Source organism: Pulveribacter sp. (genome assembly GCF_032079985.1).
Lineage (GTDB): Bacteria > Pseudomonadota > Gammaproteobacteria > Burkholderiales > Burkholderiaceae_C > Melaminivora.
Map to the genome: position 1 here is coordinate 765,614 of NZ_DAMATK010000002.1, position 18,984 is coordinate 784,597.

The window sequence follows — 18,984 nt, forward strand, 5'->3', positions numbered from 1 at the left end:
TCAATAGCTGCCAGCGCTTGCTGGATAAGCGCTGGAGGCCGATTTCACTCATATTCAACCACGCTGCAGCCCTACCCAGGCCAGCGCCGCTGGCTCCTGCCCGCCGGGCAGGGGCGACAGCTGCAGGACGTTTTCCGGTCCACACCACCACAGGCCCTGGCCGGGGTCCAGCACCTCGCCCGCCGGGGTGCGCCAGGCGCCCTGCAGCGCCAGGCACAGCCCCGCTGGGTACGGGCCGGCCTGCAGCGACTGGCCGGTGACGGCCAGCGCACCGCGCCAGGCGCCGCGGCGCAGCATCAGGTTGAAGTCGATGGACGGGCCGTCGCCCAGCAGCTGGCACTGCAGCGGCACGTCGCCGGGGAAGTCAAAGGGCTGGTGCGGCCGATCCAGCCGGTGCTCCAGCCCCTGGCCGCGCAGCAGCACGCCGCCGCCCTGCAGCAGCAGGATCTGCCGGTCCACGCCAGGGAAGGCCGAGAACGGCCCCGACTGCTCGATGCGCGCCACGCTGGCGCGCCACTCGAAGTTGTCCATGCCCGCGCCGGGCGGCCAGCAGGCCAGCTCGCGCGTCGCGCCGCCGCCGTTCTTCCAGGGCGCGGGAGCGATGGCGGCCAGGTCGAAGCGCTGCATGGTCTGCGGCGGTCAGCCCAGCAGCAGAGGAAACAGCGGGTGCTCCATGGGCGCGCCGGCGGGCAGTTCGCGCTCCAGCCCGGGAAAGTCGGGCGAGGTGGTCCAGCGGCGCGGGGCGTGGCGCGTGTCCTCGCCCATGAAGCGCACGGAAAACACGCGCCTGCGTCCCGGCCCCTCGAAGCCGCCGGCGCCGTGCAGCGTGAGCATGTGAAAGCACACCACGTCGCCGGGCTCGACCTGCCAGCCCAGTATGGGGTGAGCCGCGCGGTCGGCCTCGATGTCGGGCAGGTCCTGCAGGCTGCCCTCGGGGAACCACTTGGCCTGGTGGTCCATGAAACTGCGCGGCATGAGCCACGGACCCAGGTGCGAGCCGGCGACGAACTCCAGCGTGGACGCGCGCGGCACAGGGTCCACGGGGATCCACATGCTGATGTTCTGCCGCCCCTCGATGTTGTAGTAGGGCTGGTCCTGGTGCCAGGGCGTGCGCTGGCGCGTGCCGGGCTCCTTGACCAGCACGTGGTCGTGGTACAGGCGCACGCTGGGCGAGCGCATCAGCCGCTGCGCCGCCAGGGCCACGGGTGCTTCGGTGACAAAGCGCTGGAATTGGTCGATGTCCTGCCAGTTGCAGAAGTCCTCGAAGAAGCGACCAGGGTCGTCGGGGCGGCTGGCCACTTTGGCGCGGGGGCTGGGCGCGGCCAGGTTGGCGTCGATGCCCTGGCGCAGCAGCGCCACCTCGTCCGGGTTCAGCAGCTGGCGCAGGCAGACGGCGCCATCGCGCGCGAAGGCCTCGACCACGTCGGGCGTGACGCGCTCCTGCACACGGCGTTCGATCTCGGGGATGATGAGGGCTTGCATGATGGTCACCGCACCATGGGCAGGTTGAGTCCCTGGGCCTTGGCCGTGGCGATAGCCAGCTCATAGCCCGCATCGGCATGGCGCATGACGCCCGAGGCCGGATCGTTCCATAGCACGCGCGCCAGGCGCTCGGCGGCGGCATCGGTGCCGTCGGCCACGATGACCACGCCGGCGTGCTGCGAATAGCCCATACCCACCCCGCCGCCATGGTGCAGGCTGACCCAGGTGGCGCCGCCGGCAGTGTTCAGCAGGGCGTTGAGCAGCGGCCAGTCGCTCACGGCGTCGGTGCCGTCTTTCATGGCCTCGGTCTCGCGGTTGGGGCTGGCCACGCTGCCGGTGTCCAGGTGGTCGCGGCCGATGACGATGGGGGCTTTCAGCTCGCCGTTTTTCACCATTTCGTTGAAGGCCAGCGCCGCCTTGTGGCGCTCGCCCAGGCCCAGCCAGCAGATGCGCGCGGGCAGGCCCTGGAAGGCGATGCGTTCGCGCGCCATGTCCAGCCAGCGGTGGGTGTGGAGGTTCTCGGGGAACAGCTCCTTGATCTTGGCGTCGGTCTTGTAGATGTCCTCGGGGTCGCCGGACAGCGCCACCCAGCGAAATGGCCCCTTGCCTTCGCAAAACAACGGCCGGATGTAGGCCGGCACAAACCCGGGAAAGTCGAAGGCGTTCTTCACGCCGGCGTCGAATGCCACTTGGCGGATGTTGTTGCCGTAGTCCACCACGGGCACGCCCAGGGCCTGGAAGTCGAGCATGGCCTGCACGTGCCGGGCGCAGCTGTGCGCGGCGGCGGCCTTCAGCTCGGCGTGGCGTGCGTCATCCTGGGCGGCGGCGCGCCACTCGGGCACGCTCCAGCCGATGGGCAGGTAGCCGTTGACCAGGTCGTGGGCGGACGTCTGGTCGGTCACCAAGTCGGGCTTGCAGCCGCCGGCGCGGGCGCGCTCGACCAGCTGCGGCAGCACCTCGGCGGCGTTGCCCAGCAAGGCGATGGAGACGGCCTCGCCCTTGCCCGTGTGATGCCGGATCAGCGCCAGGGCGTCGTCGATGTCCCGCGCCTGCTTGTCCACGTAGCGCGTGCGCAGGCGGAAGTCGATGCTGCTTTGCTGGCATTCGATGGTCAGCGAGCAGGCGCCGGCCAGCGTGGCGGCCAGCGGCTGGGCGCCGCCCATGCCGCCCAGGCCGGCCGTCAATATCCACTTGCCCGTCCAGTCGCCGCCGTGGTGCTGGCGGCCGGCCTCGACGAAGGTCTCGAAGGTGCCCTGCACGATGCCCTGGCTGCCGATGTAGATCCAGCTGCCGGCCGTCATCTGGCCGTACATGAACAGGCCCTTGCGGTCCAGCTCGCTGAAGTGCTCCCAGGTGGCCCACTTGGGCACCAGGTTGGAGTTGGCCAGCAGCACGCGCGGTGCGTTCTCGTGCGTCTTGAACACGCCCACGGGCTTGCCGGACTGGATCAGCAGCGACTCGTCGGCCTCCAGCTGGCGCAGCGACGCCAGGATCTGGTCGAAGCATTCCCAGTTGCGTGCGGCGCGGCCGATGCCGCCGTAGACCACCAGGGCCTGGGGGTTCTCGGCCACGTCCGGGTCGAGGTTGTTCTGGATCATGCGGAAGGCGGCTTCGGCCAGCCAGTTCCTGCAATGCAGCTGGCTGCCGCGCGGCGCACGCACGGTGCGGGTCGGATCCACGCGCGGATCGGCACTGGTCCGCAGGATGGCGTCGTTGGCGTTCATGGCTGGTCTCCTTCGGATGAGTCGGCGTGGCTGGGCAGGCAGGCGGTGATGGCGCCGGGCCAGTCGTGGCGGCTGGCCCACAGGCCCATGGCCTCGATATCGGGGGCGAGCAGGCGGTCTTGCTCCAGGAAGGCGACGCGCGTGCGGATGTCGGCGAATTGTTGTTCGATGAGGGGCGAAGACTTCAGCGTTCTGTCGAATTCCATGCCCTGCGCGGCGGCCATGGCCTCGATGCCCACCATGACGGCGGTGTTGCGCGCCATGTCCAGCAGGCGGCGCGCGCCATAGGTGGCCATGGAGACGTGGTCCTCCTGGTTGGCCGAGGTGGGCAGGCTGGTCACGCTGCTGGGGTTGGCCAGGCACTGGTTCTCGGCGGCCAGGGCGGCGGCCGTGACCTGGGCGATCATGAAGCCCGAGTTCACTCCGCTGTCTTCCACCAGGAAGGCCGGCAGACCGGAGAGGCCGGGGTCCAGCAACAGGGCCAGGCGGCGCTCGGAAATCGCGCCGATCTCGGCCAGGGCCAGGGCGATGATGTCGGCGGCGAAGGCGACTGGCTCGGCGTGGAAGTTGCCGCCGGAGATGACCTCGCCCGTGTCCGTGAAGACCAGTGGGTTGTCGGACGCGGCATTGGCCTCGATAGCCAGCACGCGGGCCGCATGGCCCAGGTTGTCCAGGCAGGCGCCCATGACCTGCGGGATGCAGCGGATGGAATACGGGTCCTGCACCCGGCCGCAGTTGGGGTGGGAGGGATCGATTTCGCTGCCGTGCAGCAGCGCGCGCACGGCCGCCGCCACGGCGATCTGTCCGCCCTGGCCGCGCGCCTCGTGGATGCGCGCGTCGAACGGCTTGACCGAGCCCTTGATGGCCTCCAGCGTCAGGCAGCCCGACACCAGCGCGGCGCCGAACGCGGCCTCGGCGCCGAACAGCCCGGCCAGCGCCAGCGCGGTGGACACCTGCGTTCCGTTGAGCAGCGCCAGCCCTTCCTTGGGGCCCAGCACGAAGGGATCCATGCCGATGGCGGCCATGGCCTCGCGCCCGCCCACCACCCGGCCCTGCACCAGGGCCTGGCCCTCGCCGATCAGCACGCAGGCCAGGTGCGCCAGCGGTGCCAGGTCGCCCGAGGCACCCACCGAACCCTTGGCAGGAATGACAGGCAGCACGTCGGCATTGGCCAGCGCCAGCAGCGCCTGCACCAGCTGCGGGCGCACACCCGAATGTCCGCGCGCCAGGCTGACGGCTTTGGTGGCCAACACCAGGCGCACAACGCCGTCCGGCAGCGGCTCGCCCGTGCCCACGCTGTGCGACAGCACCAGGTTGCGCTGCAGCTCGGCCAGGCGGTCGTGCGGGATCTTGGTGCTGGCCAGCTTGCCGAAGCCGGTGTTGATGCCGTAGACCACGGCGTCCTGCTCGACGATCTGCTGCACCGTGGCCAAGGAGTCGGCCATGCCCTGCAGCGCGGCGGTATCCAGCTCAAGGCGCAGGCCGCCCGCCTGAATGCGCTGCAATTCGGTCAGGCTGACGCGGCCAGGCCGCAGGACGAGGGTCGGTGTGGCGCTCATGAATCCTTCCTGTATAGACAAGCCTCACAGCAGCAATACGCCTTTGTTTAGCATGGCATGGGTCAGATTGCACCACTCTGTGGGAAACCTGTATATACAGGTTAAACCCGTAGTTCGACCGGGATCAGCCCACCAGCGGGTTGCCGTCCGCCTGCATGCGGCTGCCCAGGCGATAGCGCGAGCCCGGGTGCAGGCAGCGCACCACCGTCACCGGCACGCCGCCGGACCAGGTGCGCCGCGTGAGCAGCAGGCAGGGGGCGGCCTGGGGCATCTGCAATAGGCGCGCCTGCTCGGGCGTGGGCAGCACGGCGTCCACCACGTGCTCCATCTGGTCGTAAGGTACGTTGCGCACCAGGTATTCGGAGGGCTGCAGGCGCGAGAAGTCCTGCGCGCCGAAGTCCGCCGCCATGTGGGGGTTGACCCAACGGTCCTCCAGCTGCACCGGTACGCCGTCCTCCAGGTGCACGCAGACGGCGTGGAACACCGATTCGCCGGTGCGCAGCTCCAGCGCCGCGGCAGCCTCCACGGGCGCGGCGACGCGCTCCACCAGCAGCACGCGGCAGCTGTAGTCATGTCCGCGCTGGCGCACTTCAGCCGCCAGGTTGGCGATGCGCAGCAGGGTGGACTGTGGCTTTTCCGGGGCCACGAAGCTGCCCACGCCGGCCACGCGCTCGATGCGCCCCTGTTCGGCCAGTTCGCGCAGCGCCCGGTTCACGGTCATCCGCGAGATGCCGAACTGCTGCACCAGTTCGTTCTCGGACGGCAGGCGGTCGCCCACCTGCCATTGCCCGTCCTGGATGCGGTGGGTAATGAAGTCCTTGACCTGCTGGTAGCGGGCCACAGCAGCCGGCCCTTCGGTGCCCTGGGCGGCGAGCGGAGTGGCGCTGGTGGTCATTCAGTGCAACGCCCCGTGCAGGGCTTCGGCGCGGATCTCTTCGGTCAGCCGCGCCTTCAGCTCCATGAATTCAGGCGCCGTCTTGACGGTGTAGTGGCGCGGATGCGGTAGCGGCACGGCCAACTCGGTCTTGATGCGGCCGGGCCGGGCACTGAAGACGGCCACACGGTTGGCCATGAAGATGGCCTCGTCGATGTCATGGGTGACGAACATGACGGTCTTGCGCTGCGCCTCCCAGATGGACAGCAGCAGCTCCTGCATTTGCACGCGGGTCTGGTTGTCCAGCGCGCCGAAGGGCTCGTCCATCAGCAAGATCTTGGGGTCGTTGGCCAGGGCGCGGGCAATCGCGGTGCGCTGCTGCATGCCGCCCGACAGCTGTTTGGGATAGTGCTGGGCGAAGCCGGCCAGGCCGACCTTCGCCAGAAAATAGTCGCTTCGCTCCTTTTGCTGCGCCGCGGAGACACCGCGCTCGCGCAGGCCGAAGCGGATGTTCTGCTCCACCGTCAGCCAGGGGAAGAGCGTGTAGCTCTGGAACACCATGCCGCGGTCGGCCCCCGGCCCCTGCACGGGCACGCCATCCAGCAGGACGCGGCCGGCGGTGGGCTCGTCCAGCCCGGCGACGATGCGCAGCAGCGTCGACTTGCCGCAGCCGGACGGACCCAGGATGGTGACGAAGTCGTTGTCGCGCACGTGGAAGTCCACCGGCAGCAGGGCCTGGGTGGCCTGCCCGCGCGCGTTGGTGAAGGTGCGCGACACCCCTTGGATCAGGACTTCGCTCATTTACAGCGTGCTCCAGGCGAACAGGCGCCGGTTGGCCCACTTGAACAAGGCATCGGACACCAGCCCGATCAGGCCGATGACGATGATGCCGAAGATGATCTGCCCGGTGTTGAGCAGCGCCTGGCTGTCAATGATCATGTGGCCTATGCCCGAGGACGAGCCGATCAGCTCGGCCACGATGACATACGTCCAGGCCCAGCCCAGCACCAGGCGGAGGGTCTCGGCGATCTCGGGGGCCGCGCCGGGGATCAGCACGCTTTTGACAATGCCACGCGGCGTGGCACCCAGGGTGTAGGCGGCCTCAACCAGGTCGCGGCGTGCATTGCCGACGATGACGGCCACCATCAGGATGATCTGGAACACGGAGCCGATGAAGATGACCAGCAGCTTTTGCAGCTCGCCCAGGCCAGCCCACAGGATCAGCAGTGGAATGAAGGCCGAAGCCGGCAGATAGCGGCAAAAGGAAACGAAGGGTTCCAGAAAAGCCTCGACCCCCTTGTGCGCGCCCATGGCGATGCCCAGCGGCACGGCGACGACCGCTGCCATGACGAAGCCGCCCAGCACGCGCCACACGGTCATGCCCACGTCGTGGGCGAAGTTGAACTCCGCAAACAGCGCCCAGCCCTCGCGCAGCATGGTGATGGGGCTGGCCAGGAAGGTGGGCGAGACGAAGCCGCCCAGCGTCGCCACCGCCCACACGGCCACGAACAGCACGAAGAACGAGGCGCCCAGCAGCCAGCGCGTGCCGGCGCGCACGGGCTGCAGGGGGGCCAGGCGGGGCCGGCGGCGCGCGGGAGGCACGGGGGACGCCGCGGCCGGCGGCAGGGCTTGCGTCATGGGGTCCATCGGGGTGGTCTTCCGGCGCGCGCCGCTTTACTTATTTGATGAAGCTGTCGTCATACATGGCCGACCAGTTCTCGGGCATCTTGCGGATCACCCCGGCCTCCAGCAGGATGCCTGCCGCATCCTTCATGAACTGCTGCAGCTCCCCGGCAAAGAATTTCTGGTTGGCCGCCTTGTCCTGCCAGCGCAGGAAGGAGGCGGACTTGCCGAAGGCCTCGCCCGGCTGCTTGACCACCGCGCCCATGATTTCGTACGACTTGGCCTGGTCCTTGCCGATCAGCTCCAGCGCTTCGAAGTACGAGTCCGCCAGCGCCTTGGCAGCCTGGGGGTTGGCCTTGATCCATTCGGGTGCGCAGCCCACCGTGTCCATGATGTGCGGAAAGTCCAGCGTGGTGGCCAGGATCTTGCCGGCGTCGGGGTTGGCGCGCACGGTGGACAGGTACGGCTCATAGGTCACGGCCGCGTCGTTCTGCCCGGTCACGAAGGACTGCGCGGCCGGCTGGGGCGCCAGCGTGACGGTCTTCACGTCCTTGACCTTCATGCCGTTCTTGGACAGCAGCCAGGCCAGGGTGAAATACGAGGCCGTGCCGGGGGCGTCCACCGCCACGGTCTTGCCCTTCAGGTCGGCGAAAGTCTTGATGTCGTTCCTTACGGCGATGCCGTCGGCGCCGTAGGATTTGTCCAACTGGAAGATCTGCACAATGGGCACGCCGTTGGCGTTCCAGGCCACGTGCGTCTCCACCGTGGTGGCGGCGCACTGGATGGCCTTGGAGGCCAGGGCGAGGTGACGGTCCTTCTGCGGGATCATCTTCAGCTCCACGTCCAGGCCGTGCTTCTTGAAGATGCCCGCCTTGTCGGCCAGCGACAGCGGCGCAAAGCCCGTCCAGCCCGACATGCCCAGCGCCAGCTTGGTTGTCTGCTGGGCTTGCGCAGCGCCGCCCAGGGCCAGCGCCATGCCTGCCACCACCATTGCGCCCATGCGCACCACCGTTGTCCGCCGTGCCATCCGTTGTCTCCCGGTTGATTGATTGGTTGAGTGAATGCAAAGGGAAGGGATGGGCGCATGATGCGCGCCGCGCGGCACCTGTCTATACAGGGATAACGCGCACACATGACCCGCCCTGAAGGGGCCGCCGGCAGCGTTTTCTATAATCCATCCACCTATGGTCCGGTGGCTGCTCGCTGTATTTACCCTGCATTTCCTGCTGATGGCGGGCGTGTCCGCGTTTGCCGCCACGCCGCAGGCGGGCCTGGGCGCCAGCCCTGTCGGGCAATGCAGCGCCATGCAGCACCACTACGGCATTGAGGACCTGAAGGCCGGCACTGCTGCCGACCTTGCCGCTGATGTTGCGGCCGATTGCGGCATCGACCTGCCGGACGACCAGGAATTCCAGCGCCCGGCACCGGACGCACGGGGTGCGCACTTCCCCTGCCCGCAGCTGCGCACTGCCCTGCTGGCCTCCCGCACGCCCCAGCGGCGGCTGCGGCCGCCGCGCGCCTGAGCTGCGCCGGCCCTGCGCGGGCCGAGTCGCCCTTCCCGCCCGTCTTCGCGGTGCCTGCCCGGGTGCCGCCTCCGTGCCCCCTTCTTTTCCAGGATCCGTCTATGCGACTGACCACCCGCGGCAAGCTTGCCGTGACCGCCATCACCGACCTGGCCCTGCATTCGCACGGCCAGCCCGTGCCCTTGCCCGCCATCAGCGCGCGCCAGGGCGTTTCCCTGTCCTATCTGGAGGACATCTTCAGCGCCCTGCGCCGTGCCGAACTGGTAACCAGCACACGCGGGCCGGGCGGCGGCTACACGCTGACGCGGGCACCGCGCGAGCTGACCGTGGCCCAGATCGTCACCGCCGCCGAAGCCGCACTGGCCGCGCCCGGCAGCCCGCGCGCCGGCGGCAGCGAGGACATGACGGCCGAACTGTGGGCGAGCTTCCAGTCGCGCGTCATGGACTACCTGCAGTCCATCACCGTGGCGGACCTGCTGGCGCGCCACGTGGCCACGCGCTCCCCAGCCGCGGTCAGCCCGCCAGCACGCCGTGCAGCCCGGCCGGCGCGCCAAACCCCCGCGCCGCAGGTACCCAACTCCGTCTTCGCGCTGGGCCTCACGCCGCTTTAGCGCTTTCCGGGTGTCGGAATAAAAGTCACTTTTACCAATCTTTGGTGACAGTTGGACCGGGTAATCCCTGAGATTGCCTGCCTACAATCGCCTCCTCGACCGGCGGCGGCATGCCTGCCCGGGTGGATTTGAATGAGGAGGTGGCGGGCTTTGTCTGGGATGGAAGTGAAACACAAGCCGGCCGGTTCGGCCGGCGTCGCGCTGGCCTACAACCCGGCGCTGGACGGCCTGCGCGGCGTGGCGATCGCGCTAGTTCTCCTCTCGCACGCCCATGCGCCCCTGTTCGACGGCGCCTTCTACGGCGTGGATGTGTTCTTCGTGCTCAGCGGCTTCTTGATCACTTCGCTGCTGCTGCTGGAGCGCGAGCGCACGGGCGGGCTGGACTACTGGCGCTTCTACCGCCGGCGCTTTTTCAGGCTCATGCCGGCGCTGGCGCTGTTCTTGGCGGCTTACTGCCTGTTTGCACCCTTCATCTGGCCTGATCTGACCGACATCTATTCAGACGCGCTGGTGTCGCTGCTGTACCTGGCGGACTACGGCATCGCCTTCTTCGACAGCCCGGACACGCTGCTGCACATGTGGTCTTTGTCGGTGGAAGAGCACTTTTACCTGGTTTGGCCGCCGCTTTTGATGCTGATCGTGCGGTTCTCGCCCAAGGGCCGGATGTGGCGGCCGGTGGCCGGGCTGGTGCTGCTGGCCTGGGTCTGGCGCCTGTTCTGGATCACCCAAGGCCAGCAGTTCTACGAGATCTTCTTTCGCTTCGATACCCGCGCCACCGGCCTGCTGATGGGTGCGCTGCTGGCGACCCTGGTGCACGAGCAGCCGGCCTGGTTCACCGCTGTGCGCGCCCGGCTGTCTCACGGCATATGGTTCGTGCTGGCCGTGCCGCTGTTGATGGAACAGGGCTGGGACGACATGAACGCCCTGGCCTGGGGCATGACGGTGGTGGAAGTTGCCACCATGGTGGTTCTGATGGCCGTGCTGCACCGGCGCGGCCCGGCGTATGAGCTGCTGAGCGCGCCGACCCTGGTGTGGGTGGGCAAGCTGTCCTACGGTATCTATCTGTGGCACTACCCCATCGTGCGCTACCTGCGCGCCGACCTGCCCTGGCCCGCCACGGTGGTGCTGGGCTTTGCCCTGTCCACCGCGCTGGCGGCGCTGTCGTACTGGACGGTGGAGCGCTGGGCCATGCGCCTGCGCGACGGCGGGACGGCGCACACACCGGACAAGCGGCCGGCCCGGCAGCCGACCAAGCTGGCGCTGTCCGGGCGCTGAACGCCGGGCGGCGGCGTTTGCTATGCAAATGGTAGCTGCCGCCGCTTACTCACCCTGGACTCCAGATATAAAACATATTGGAACTGGCGCAGCCCCAGCGGTAGCAGCTATGCATTTCATAGCACGAACGCGCCCGGCACACTGCCGCTACACTGCGCCCTTTTGCTTGCCCAGCCCCCGGCCGCCTGAATGGCGCCACGGGGCGCGCAGGCTTTTTTGCCCTTTGCGCCCGCCTTCATGTCCACGGTCTTCAACTTCACCTTCGTGCCCTGGTTCCGGTCGGTGGCGCCCTACATCCACAAGTTTCGCAACCAGACCTTCGTGGTGGGCCTGACGGGCGAGGCGATTGCCGCGGGCAAGCTGCAAAGCATCGTGCAGGACCTGGCCATGATCCAGGCCATGGGCGTGAAGATCGTGCTGGTGCACGGCTTTCGCCCGCAGGTCAACGAGCAGCTGGCCGCCAAGGGCCACGAGGCGCGCTACTCCCACGGCATGCGCATCACCGACCCGGTGGCGCTGGACAGCGCCCAGGAGGCCGCCGGCCAGCTGCGCTACGAGATCGAGGCCGCCTTCAGCCAGGGCCTGCCCAATACGCCCATGGCCGGCGCACGCGTGCGTGTCATTTCGGGCAACTTCATCACCGCGCGGCCGGTGGGCATCGTCGACGGCGTCAACTTCCAGCACACCGGCCTGGTGCGCAAGGTGGACGTGGAAGGCATCCGCCGCACGCTGGAGTCGCAGGCCATGGTGCTGATCTCGCCGTTCGGCTTTTCGCCTACGGGCGAAGCCTTCAATCTGGCCATGGAAGAGGTGGCCACGCGCGTGGCCGCCGAGCTGCAGGCCGACAAGCTTTTGTTTTTGACCGAGGTGCCTGGCGTGCTGACCCAGCCCTTCGAGCCCCCTGGCGACGACAACCCCATCGACACCGAGCTGCCCCTGGCCGCCGCGCGCCGCCTGCTGTCCCAGCTGCCGCCGGCCCTGCAGCCCACCGACGTGGGCTTTTACCTGCAGCACTGCGTGCGCGCCTGCGAGCACGGCGTGGAGCGCAGCCACATCCTGCCCTTTGCCGTGGACGGCGCGCTGCTGCTGGAGATCTACGTGCACGACGGCATCGGCACCATGGTCATCGACGAAAAGCTCGAAGAGCTGCGCGAGGCCACCATCGACGACGTGGGCGGCATCATCCAGCTGATCGAGCCCTTCGAGCGCGACGGCACCCTGGTCAAGCGCGACCGTACCGAGATCGAACGCGACATTGCCAGCTACACCGTCATCGAGCACGACGGCGTGATCTTCGGCTGTGCCGCGCTGCACCCCTACCCCGAGGCCCGCACGGCCGAGATGGCCGCCGTCACCGTGTCCTCGCAAAGCCAGGGCACGGGCGACGGCGAGAAGCTGCTCAAGCGCATCGAGCAGCGCGCCCGCATGCTGGGGCTGGACAGCATCTTCGTGCTGACCACGCGCACCATGCACTGGTTTCTGAAGCGCGGCTTCGCCCCGGTGGACCCGGACTGGCTGCCCGAGGCGCGCAAGCGCAAGTACAACTGGGACCGCAAGAGCCAGGTGCTGGTCAAGAAGCTCTGAGCCAAGCGGCGGCGAGCCGCCCTACCTGCGCGATGGCCGCGTCGCGCTGCGCGGGCGCGGCCGGACACTCGGTCAGGTAGCAGGCCACCACGGCCGGCGCGCCCTGCCCCGGCGCTGGCCGCACCACGCCCACGTCGTTGCCCGTGCCCTCGGCGGTGCCGGTCTTTTCCCCGACCCGCCAGCCGGGCGGCATGCCGGCGCGCAAGCACCTGTCGCCCGTAAGGTTGCCCAGCAGCCAAGCCTGCAGTTGCGCGCGCGATGGCGGCGCCAGCGCCTCGCCCATTACCAGCATTTGCACGGTGCACAGCACGGTCAGCGGCGTGGTCGTGTCGCGCACTTCGCCGGGCGGCACGTCGTTCAGCGCGGGTTCTGTGCGGTCCAGGCGCGTGTGGGTGTCGCCCAGCCCCCGAAGCCACGCAGTCAGGCCCGCAGGCCCGCCCTGCCGGCGCAGCAGCAGGTTGGCCGCGGTGTTGTCGCTCAGCACCATGGTGGCTTCGCACAGCTCGGCCACCGTCATGCCCTCCCGGTCTGCATGCGGCTCGGTCCGCGGCGAGTATTCCACCAGGCCGCCTCGGCCGAAACCCACGCGCGCGTCCAGGCTCTCGCGCTCCGCGTCCGGCAGTACTGGCTATTCCGTCTCAAGTCGCGCCCGCCCACAGCGGCGCTGCAGGCGTTCCGCGCCTGGCTGCTGCGCGAGACAACACCGGGCGGCTGACGCGGCCCCGCCGCACACAGGGCCTATGGCGCGGCTAAAAACAATGCCATGGACGTTGGACGGGCCGTCGATTCCGGCTGGCTGCCTGATGCCACACCATGCCGGAGCTCGCATTCAGGGAGAACTCAAGCGCTGAAGCTCAAGTTTTGTATTCGACGAGGATCTCACGGTAATGCGTGGTGCCGGCATTCTTGGCGCTGTGCTTGGCAGGGATCTTGACGCCCTTGCAAATCTCAGACATCACCTCGATAAACCCGTCCTCCACCTTCAGTGAATAGACCGCCCCGGTAGGGACCTCCAGAGTCCCCAGGTCGTTTCCATGCTCATCGAACACCTGCAGATCCGTCCCCTGGATGGAATACCACACGTATGAATGCTCATGCGTATGGATCGGGGTCTGCTCACCTGGCTTCAGCTCGAAGTTCCACACGATCACCTTGTCGTTTTCGAAAAGTTTCTCACTACCAACACCGGCCATGTTTGTCTCCTTGGATTGGGGTTGAAAAGCTTGACGCGCTAAATAAGCTGCGGCCAGAAGGTGTGTCTATTAGCATTCACCAATCTGACTATACAAGTGTAGACAGTTTCCCAAAAACAGACAACGTGATGAAGTTCTGGTTTTCCCGGATGCATAGAAAAGTCGCGCGGGTTCCTGGTACCGCTGTTGTTCGTCTTAGGCCCCTCGGGTCGCACAGCCATAGCGTCCCGACTACCTGGCCATGGATGCGGGCAACGGCTTCGCCCAGCCAGCCTGGCAGGCTGCCCACCCGGCGCTGATGGCCAAGGCACGCGCCAACGGCATCGCACTGGCGGCCGTCCGCAATTCGCGCCACTTCGCCGCCCTGTGGCCCGACGTGGAGCCCCTGGCGCGCGACGGCTTGGTGGCGCTGGCTCTGGTCAACAGCATGGCCTGCGTGGTGCCCAGCGGCGGCACCCGGGCGCTGTTCGGTACCAACCCCACTGCCTTTGCCGCGCCGCGCGCCGGGCACGATCCGCCTGGTGTTCGACCCGGCGACCAGCGCCATCGCCCCTGGCAACGTCAGATCGCTGCGCGCCATGCCATCGTCGAGCGCTGCAAAACCCTGGTGCGCGCCATGGGCGGAGCGGGCCAGACCCGCCAGCCGGGCGAGCGCCGCTACCGCCAGCGCGAACGCTCGCTGCAGAAGGGCTGGGGCTGCCGGGCGGCACCTGGGCCGAACCACAGCGTTTGGCAGGGTCGGCGGTTTGAAGGGAAACGTCTACAGCGCTTGCCCATCAAGCGCTGGCAGCTATTTTCTTGATAGCGCTATCAGGCTTCCGACCAGGGCTGCAGCGCGGCGCGCACCGCCGCCGCCGTGGCGGACGACACCTCGCACATCGGCAGGCGCAGCCCGCCGCCGCACAGGCCGCGCAGCTGCGCCGCCAGCTTGGCCGGGCCGGGGCTGCTTTCCATGAACAGGGCGCGCGTCAGCGGCAGCAGGCGCGCGAACAGCGCACGCGCCTCGTGCAGCCGGCCGGCTTCCATGTGGGCGCACAGCGCGGCCACCTCGGCCGGCAGCATATTGGCGACCACCGAGATCACGCCCTGCCCGCCCAGCGCCAGGTAGGGCAGGCTGGTGAAGTCGTCGCCGCTGTACTGCGCAAAGCCCGGCGGCACGGCCTGGGCGACGTCGGCCGCGCGGGCCATGTCGCCCGTCGCATCCTTGATGCCCACGATGCGCGGATGCCGTGCCAGCGCGGCCACGGTGTCCACCTGCAGGTCGATGACGGTGCGGCCGGGCACGTTGTAGAGCACCAGCGGCAGCGCGGCGGCGTCGGCCTGCGCGGTGAAGTGCGCCACCAGCCCCTGCTGCGTGGGCTTGTTGTAGTAGGGCACGACGCTGAGCAGCGAGTCGGCGCCGCATTCCTGGGCAAAACGCGCCAGCGCCACCGCCTCGGCCGTCGAATTGGCGCCCACGCCGGCCATGACGTGGGTGCGGCCCGCTGCGTGCTGCACGGCGGCGGCCAGCAGCTCGCGGTGCTCGGCATGGCTCAGCGTGGCGCATTCGCCCGTGGTGCCGGCGATGACGACGCCGGCCGTGCCGCTGTCGATGTGCCAGTCGATCAGGCGGCGCAGCGCCGGCAGGTCCGGGCGCAGGTCGTCGGTGAAGGGCGTGAGCAGCGCCACCAGGCTGCCGCGAGGCAGGGCCGGGCGCGCTCCGGCAGCGGGCGGTGTGGGCATGGGGGTTCCGGTTGATGCTATGAAAAAAGGAACTGCCAGCGCTTTAACTGAAAGGCTTTCAGCATGAAAATCATGCGAAACCCTTGCAAATCAAGCGCCAGCAGCTATGAAGTTTGATACTCAGGCGTCGCTGCGCAGGCGCTGCAGCAGCTGGGCGAGTTCGGCCTCATAGGCCTGGCGCGCGGCCTCCTTCACGTGGCCGAAGCCGCGCACCTTCTGCGGCGCCTGGGCGATCTGCACGGCCAGCGCGTACTGGTCGGGCCGCGCCTCCTGCAGCAGGCGCCGCACCAGGGCTTCGAAGTCATCGACCATGGCGCGCTCGTGGCGGCGCTCCTCGGTGTGGCCGAAGAGGTCAAGCGCCGTGCCGCGCAGAAATTTCAGGCGCGCCAGCACGCCGAAGGCCGGCAGCATCCAGGCGCCGAACTCGCGCTTCTTGTCGCCCAGCAGAGGCGGCGCCAGGTTGAAGGCCAGGCGCGGTGCACCCTCGAACTGCGCGGCGATCTGCTGGCGAAAGGCGGGCGCGGCATACAGGCGCGCCACCTCGTACTCGTCCTTGTAGGCCATGAGCTTGAAGAAGCTCTGCGACACGGCGCTCGTCAGCTGCTCCTGGCCAGGCCAGACACGCGCTTCGTGCGTGCGCACGGCATCCACCAGCGCCTTGAAGCGCGCGGCGTAGGCGGCGTTCTGGTAGCCGGTGAGGAAATCCACGCGCCGCTGCACGGCCTCGTCCAGGGTGGCCGCCTGCTGGCGCGGCGCCGCGCCGGCGCTGGCCGCCACGGCCTGCGGGTCGACCGCATGACGGCGGCCCCAGCGGAAGGCGGCGATGTTCATCTTCACGGCCGCGCCGTTGAGCTCGATGGCGCGCTCGATGGCCTGCGCACTCACCGGCACCAGGCCGCGCTGGTAGGCGGCGCCCAGCATGAACAGGTTGGTGGCGATGGCGTCGCCGCACAGGGCCAGCGCCAGGCGGCCCGCGTCCACCTGCTCCACGTTGCCCTCGCCCAGGGCGCGCACGATGGTCTTGACCAGCGGGTTGCCGGGGAACTGCAGGTCCGGGTTCTGCGTGAAGGCGCCCGGCATGACCTCTTGCGTGTTCACGATGGCGCGGGTGGCGCCCTTGCGCGTCATGGTCAGGGTGTTGCTGGCCGCGGCCACCACCAGGTCGCAGCCGATCAGCGCATCGGCCCCGCCGGGGGCCACGCGCACGGCGGCAATCGCCTGCGGCGTGGCGCCGAAGCGCATGTGCGTCCACACCGAGCCGCCCTTTTGCGCCAGGCCCGCCATGTCCAGCACGCCCACGCCCTTGCCCTCCAGGTGCGCGGCCATGCCCAGCAGCGCTCCGATGGTGACCACGCCGGTGCCGCCCACGCCGGTGATGATGAGGCTGTAGACGCCCTGCGCCAGGTCGGGCAGCTGGGGATCGGGCAGCGGCGCGTCCAGCACCTCTTTGCCCGCGGCCACGCCCTTCTTCAGCTGGCCGCCACGCACGGTGACGAAGCTGGGGCAAAAGCCCTTGAGGCAGGAGAAATCCTTGTTGCAAGCCGACTGGTCGATGGCGCGCTTGCGGCCGAACTCCGTCTCCACCGGCACCACGGCCACGCAGTTGGACTTGGCGCCGCAATCGCCGCAGCCCTCGCACACGGCCTCGTTGATGACCAGGCGCATGTCGGGGTCGGGAAACTCGCCGCGCTTGCGCCGGCGGCGCTTCTCGGCGGCGCAGGTCTGGTCGTAGACCAGCACGCTGGTACCGGCCACCTCGCGCAGCTGGCGCTGCACCTCATCCAGCTCGTCGCGGTGGTGGATGGTGACGCCCGGCGCCCAGCCGGTCACGCCGTCGTATTTACCGGGCTCGTCCGTCACCACGGCGATGCGCGCCACGCCTTCCGCATGCACCTGCTGGGTGATGCGCACCGGATCCAGCGGTCCGTCGTGGCGCTGGCCGCCGGTCATGGCCACGGCGTCGTTGTAGAGCACCTTGAAGGTGATGTTGGTCTTGGCCGCCACGGCCGCGCGAATGGCCAGCATGCCGGAGTGGAAGTAGGTGCCGTCGCCCATGTTCTGGAACATGTGCGCGCGCTTGGAAAACGGCGCCTCGCCCACCCAGGCCATGCCCTCGGCACCCATCTGGGTGTAGCCCAGCGTGCCGCGGTCCATGCTCTGCGCCATCCACGAGCAGCCGATGCCGGCGTAGCCGCGGCTGCCCTCAGGGATGCGCGTGGAGGTGTTGTGCGGGCAGCCCGCGCAGAAGTAGAAGCTGCGCGCCATGACGTCCACCGCACCCAGCACGGGCTTGCGCCGCGCCAGGGCGTGGGTCACGTCCAGCAGCGCCGGGTCGATCTCAGCCAGGCGGTGGCCCAGCACCTGGGCGATCATGGCGGCGTCCAGCGCCATCTCCACGCGCAGCAGCTTGGCGCCGCGCTCGTCCTTCTTGCCGATGACCTGCGGCGCACCCTCCTGGCCATAAAGGATGTCCTTGAGCTGCGCTTCCAGCAGCGAGCGCTTTTCCTCGATGACGATGACCTTGTCCAGGCCCAGGGCGAACTCGGCAATGCCCTCGGCCTCCAGTGGCCAGACCAGGCCGACCTTGTAGACCGCCAGGCCCAGCGCCTGCGCGCGCGCCTCGTCGATGCCGAGATCTGCCAGCGCCTGGCGCACGTCGAGCCAGCTCTTGCCCGAGGTGACGATGCCGATGCGCGCGCCCTCGCGCCGCCCGAACGCCACGCGGTCGATGCGGTTGGCCTGCGCGAAGGCCTGCACCGCCGCCAGCTTGTGGTTGACCAGGCGGAATTCCTGCGCGTGCGGGGTGTCGGGCAGGCGGATGTTCAGGCCGTCCGCCGGCATGTCCGGCAGCGCGGGCAGCGTAAAGGCCGGGCCGGCCTCGTTGACCTCCACCGAGCCCGAGGCATCGGCCGTGTCCTTGATGCACTTCATGCCCACCCAGCAGCCAGAGTAGCGCGACAGCGCCCAGCCGTACAGGCCGTACTCGATCAGCTCCGACACGCCGGCGGGCGAGAGGATGGGCATCTGCGCGTCCATCAGCGCGAACTCGCTCTGGTGGCAGGTGGTGGATGATTCGCAGGTGTGGTCGTCGCCCATCAGCACCAGCACGCCGCCGTTCCTGGAGCTGCCCGCCAGGTTGCCATGGCGGAAGGCGTCGCCCGAGCGGTCCACGCCCGGCCCCTTGCCGTACCAGATGGAGAACACGCCGTCGAAGCGCCCCTCCCCGCCAATCTCGGCCATCTGGCTGCCCCAGACGGCCGTGGCGGCCAGATCCTCGTTCACGCCGGGCACGAACACCACGTCATGCGCCTGCAGGTGTTTGCGCGCCTTGACCAGCTGATCATCGAAGGTGCCCAGGGGCGAGCCCCGGTAGCCGGTGATATAGCCGGCGGTGTTGAGGCCTGCCGCGCGGTCGCGGCGCTTTTGCATCATGGGCAGGCGCACCAGGGCCTGCACGCCGGTCAGATAGACTGTGCCCTGCGTGGCGGTGTACTTGTCTTCCAGGCCCACGGCCCGCAGGCTGCTGCCGACGCTCAGATCGCTCATCCCGAATATCTCCTTGCCTGTAATAGGTTGGCCAGCCCGGCCCGCGCGGCTTCAAGGTCACTGCCCCGCGCCGGAACCAGTCTTTACACAAAGTGTAGACACTTATGAAGACATTAGTCAACAAAATAGCGTCCCCTATGTGGAACACGCTCTGCCGCCGGCAATACAAGGCCTAGAATGAGTTTCACCCAGCCTTTTTTTTGTCCCGGCGCAGCGCTTGCGGCGGGCCTACTGCTTCATTAGCACCCATGGCCGTCAAGAAGAAAAC

The 18,984-nt window shown here is 68.5% G+C and carries 16 protein-coding genes and 1 pseudogene; 5 read left to right on the plus strand and 12 right to left on the minus strand.

The window, feature by feature from the left end:
• Positions 1-54: 54 nt before the first annotated feature.
• From RT282_RS09855 to RT282_RS09890, 8 genes are all read right to left on the minus strand, one after another.
• A complete protein-coding gene (locus RT282_RS09855; RefSeq protein WP_313313523.1) occupies positions 55-627 on the minus strand; it encodes a HutD family protein in 573 nt (190 codons plus the stop codon).
• A 12-nt stretch (positions 628-639) separates the two neighbouring features.
• On the minus strand, positions 640-1,482 hold the full coding sequence (locus RT282_RS09860) for a phytanoyl-CoA dioxygenase family protein (protein WP_313314048.1): 843 nt from the start codon (positions 1,480-1,482) through the stop codon (positions 640-642).
• 5 nt (positions 1,483-1,487) lie between these two features.
• Positions 1,488-3,206, minus strand: a complete 1,719-nt coding sequence (gene hutU, locus RT282_RS09865) for a urocanate hydratase (protein ID WP_313313525.1) — start codon at positions 3,204-3,206, stop codon at positions 1,488-1,490.
• Positions 3,203-4,765, minus strand: coding sequence for a histidine ammonia-lyase (gene hutH, locus RT282_RS09870; protein ID WP_313313527.1), 1,563 nt, complete (start codon positions 4,763-4,765; stop codon positions 3,203-3,205). Before hutH ends, hutU begins: the two co-directional genes overlap by 4 nt.
• Positions 4,766-4,889: 124 nt before the next feature.
• Complete coding sequence (hutC, locus tag RT282_RS09875) at positions 4,890-5,660, minus strand: histidine utilization repressor (protein WP_313313529.1); 771 nt, start codon at positions 5,658-5,660, stop codon at positions 4,890-4,892.
• Complete coding sequence (locus RT282_RS09880) at positions 5,661-6,440, minus strand: ABC transporter ATP-binding protein (protein ID WP_313313531.1); 780 nt, start codon at positions 6,438-6,440, stop codon at positions 5,661-5,663.
• Complete coding sequence (locus tag RT282_RS09885) at positions 6,441-7,277, minus strand: ABC transporter permease (RefSeq protein ID WP_313313534.1); 837 nt, start codon at positions 7,275-7,277, stop codon at positions 6,441-6,443.
• 40 nt (positions 7,278-7,317) lie between these two features.
• Positions 7,318-8,289 (minus strand): ABC transporter substrate-binding protein, encoded by a 972-nt coding sequence (locus RT282_RS09890; RefSeq protein WP_313313536.1) that lies wholly within the window; start codon positions 8,287-8,289, stop codon positions 7,318-7,320.
• Positions 8,290-8,500: 211 nt separating this feature from the next.
• Between RT282_RS09890 and RT282_RS09895 the strand changes: the two genes are divergently transcribed.
• The 4 genes from RT282_RS09895 to argA all read left to right on the plus strand — a co-directional run bounded on the left by RT282_RS09895 (position 8,501) and on the right by argA (position 12,255).
• On the plus strand, positions 8,501-8,785 hold the full coding sequence (locus tag RT282_RS09895) for a hypothetical protein (protein WP_313313538.1): 285 nt from the start codon (positions 8,501-8,503) through the stop codon (positions 8,783-8,785).
• A 101-nt stretch (positions 8,786-8,886) separates the two neighbouring features.
• Positions 8,887-9,396, plus strand: a complete 510-nt coding sequence (locus RT282_RS09900) for an Rrf2 family transcriptional regulator (protein ID WP_313313540.1) — start codon at positions 8,887-8,889, stop codon at positions 9,394-9,396.
• Between the two features lie 159 nt (positions 9,397-9,555).
• Complete coding sequence (locus RT282_RS09905) at positions 9,556-10,671, plus strand: acyltransferase (RefSeq protein ID WP_313313542.1); 1,116 nt, start codon at positions 9,556-9,558, stop codon at positions 10,669-10,671.
• Between the two features lie 237 nt (positions 10,672-10,908).
• Positions 10,909-12,255, plus strand: coding sequence for an amino-acid N-acetyltransferase (gene argA / locus RT282_RS09910; protein ID WP_312302838.1), 1,347 nt, complete (start codon positions 10,909-10,911; stop codon positions 12,253-12,255).
• On the opposite strand, the pseudogene bla reads toward argA, so the two are convergent.
• A pseudogene (bla, locus tag RT282_RS09915) lies at positions 12,242-12,871 on the minus strand (class A beta-lactamase); the annotation flags it as partial. The gene argA and the pseudogene bla sit on opposite strands and share 14 nt — an antisense overlap.
• Positions 12,872-13,109: 238 nt before the next feature.
• Complete coding sequence (locus tag RT282_RS09920) at positions 13,110-13,448, minus strand: hypothetical protein (protein ID WP_103738332.1); 339 nt, start codon at positions 13,446-13,448, stop codon at positions 13,110-13,112.
• Positions 13,449-13,689: 241 nt separating this feature from the next.
• On the opposite strand from RT282_RS09920, the gene RT282_RS09925 reads away from it, so the two are divergent.
• Positions 13,690-14,250, plus strand: a complete 561-nt coding sequence (locus tag RT282_RS09925; RefSeq protein WP_313313545.1) for an Ldh family oxidoreductase — start codon at positions 13,690-13,692, stop codon at positions 14,248-14,250.
• Positions 14,251-14,258: 8 nt separating this feature from the next.
• On the opposite strand, the gene dapA is transcribed toward RT282_RS09925, so the two are convergent.
• Positions 14,259-15,170 carry a 4-hydroxy-tetrahydrodipicolinate synthase gene (gene dapA / locus RT282_RS09930; RefSeq protein WP_313313547.1) on the minus strand — a complete coding sequence of 304 codons (912 nt, stop codon included), beginning with the start codon at positions 15,168-15,170 and terminating at the stop codon, positions 14,259-14,261.
• A gap of 120 nt (positions 15,171-15,290) precedes the next feature.
• Positions 15,291-18,716, minus strand: coding sequence for an indolepyruvate ferredoxin oxidoreductase family protein (locus RT282_RS09935; protein WP_313313549.1), 3,426 nt, complete (start codon positions 18,714-18,716; stop codon positions 15,291-15,293).
• Positions 18,717-18,984 lie beyond the last annotated feature (268 nt).

What these genes read in the sequence shown, in the direction of transcription:
- RT282_RS09855 (WP_313313523.1), bottom strand. Translation starts at nt 627, where the DNA reads ATGCAGCGCTTCGACCTGGCCGCCATCGCTCCCGCGCCCTGGAAGAAC.
- RT282_RS09860 (WP_313314048.1), bottom strand. Translation starts at nt 1,482, where the DNA reads ATGCAAGCCCTCATCATCCCCGAGATCGAACGCCGTGTGCAGGAGCGC.
- hutU (WP_313313525.1), bottom strand. Translation starts at nt 3,206, where the DNA reads ATGAACGCCAACGACGCCATCCTGCGGACCAGTGCCGATCCGCGCGTG.
- hutH (WP_313313527.1), bottom strand. Translation starts at nt 4,765, where the DNA reads ATGAGCGCCACACCGACCCTCGTCCTGCGGCCTGGCCGCGTCAGCCTG.
- hutC (WP_313313529.1), bottom strand. Translation starts at nt 5,660, where the DNA reads ATGACCACCAGCGCCACTCCGCTCGCCGCCCAGGGCACCGAAGGGCCG.
- RT282_RS09880 (WP_313313531.1), bottom strand. Translation starts at nt 6,440, where the DNA reads ATGAGCGAAGTCCTGATCCAAGGGGTGTCGCGCACCTTCACCAACGCG.
- RT282_RS09885 (WP_313313534.1), bottom strand. Translation starts at nt 7,277, where the DNA reads ATGACGCAAGCCCTGCCGCCGGCCGCGGCGTCCCCCGTGCCTCCCGCG.
- RT282_RS09890 (WP_313313536.1), bottom strand. Translation starts at nt 8,289, where the DNA reads ATGGCACGGCGGACAACGGTGGTGCGCATGGGCGCAATGGTGGTGGCA.
- RT282_RS09900 (WP_313313540.1), top strand. Translation starts at nt 8,887, where the DNA reads ATGCGACTGACCACCCGCGGCAAGCTTGCCGTGACCGCCATCACCGAC.
- RT282_RS09905 (WP_313313542.1), top strand. Translation starts at nt 9,556, where the DNA reads ATGGAAGTGAAACACAAGCCGGCCGGTTCGGCCGGCGTCGCGCTGGCC.
- argA (WP_312302838.1), top strand. Translation starts at nt 10,909, where the DNA reads ATGTCCACGGTCTTCAACTTCACCTTCGTGCCCTGGTTCCGGTCGGTG.
- RT282_RS09920 (WP_103738332.1), bottom strand. Translation starts at nt 13,448, where the DNA reads ATGGCCGGTGTTGGTAGTGAGAAACTTTTCGAAAACGACAAGGTGATC.
- RT282_RS09925 (WP_313313545.1), top strand. Translation starts at nt 13,690, where the DNA reads ATGGATGCGGGCAACGGCTTCGCCCAGCCAGCCTGGCAGGCTGCCCAC.
- dapA (WP_313313547.1), bottom strand. Translation starts at nt 15,170, where the DNA reads ATGCCCACACCGCCCGCTGCCGGAGCGCGCCCGGCCCTGCCTCGCGGC.
- RT282_RS09935 (WP_313313549.1), bottom strand. Translation starts at nt 18,716, where the DNA reads ATGAGCGATCTGAGCGTCGGCAGCAGCCTGCGGGCCGTGGGCCTGGAA.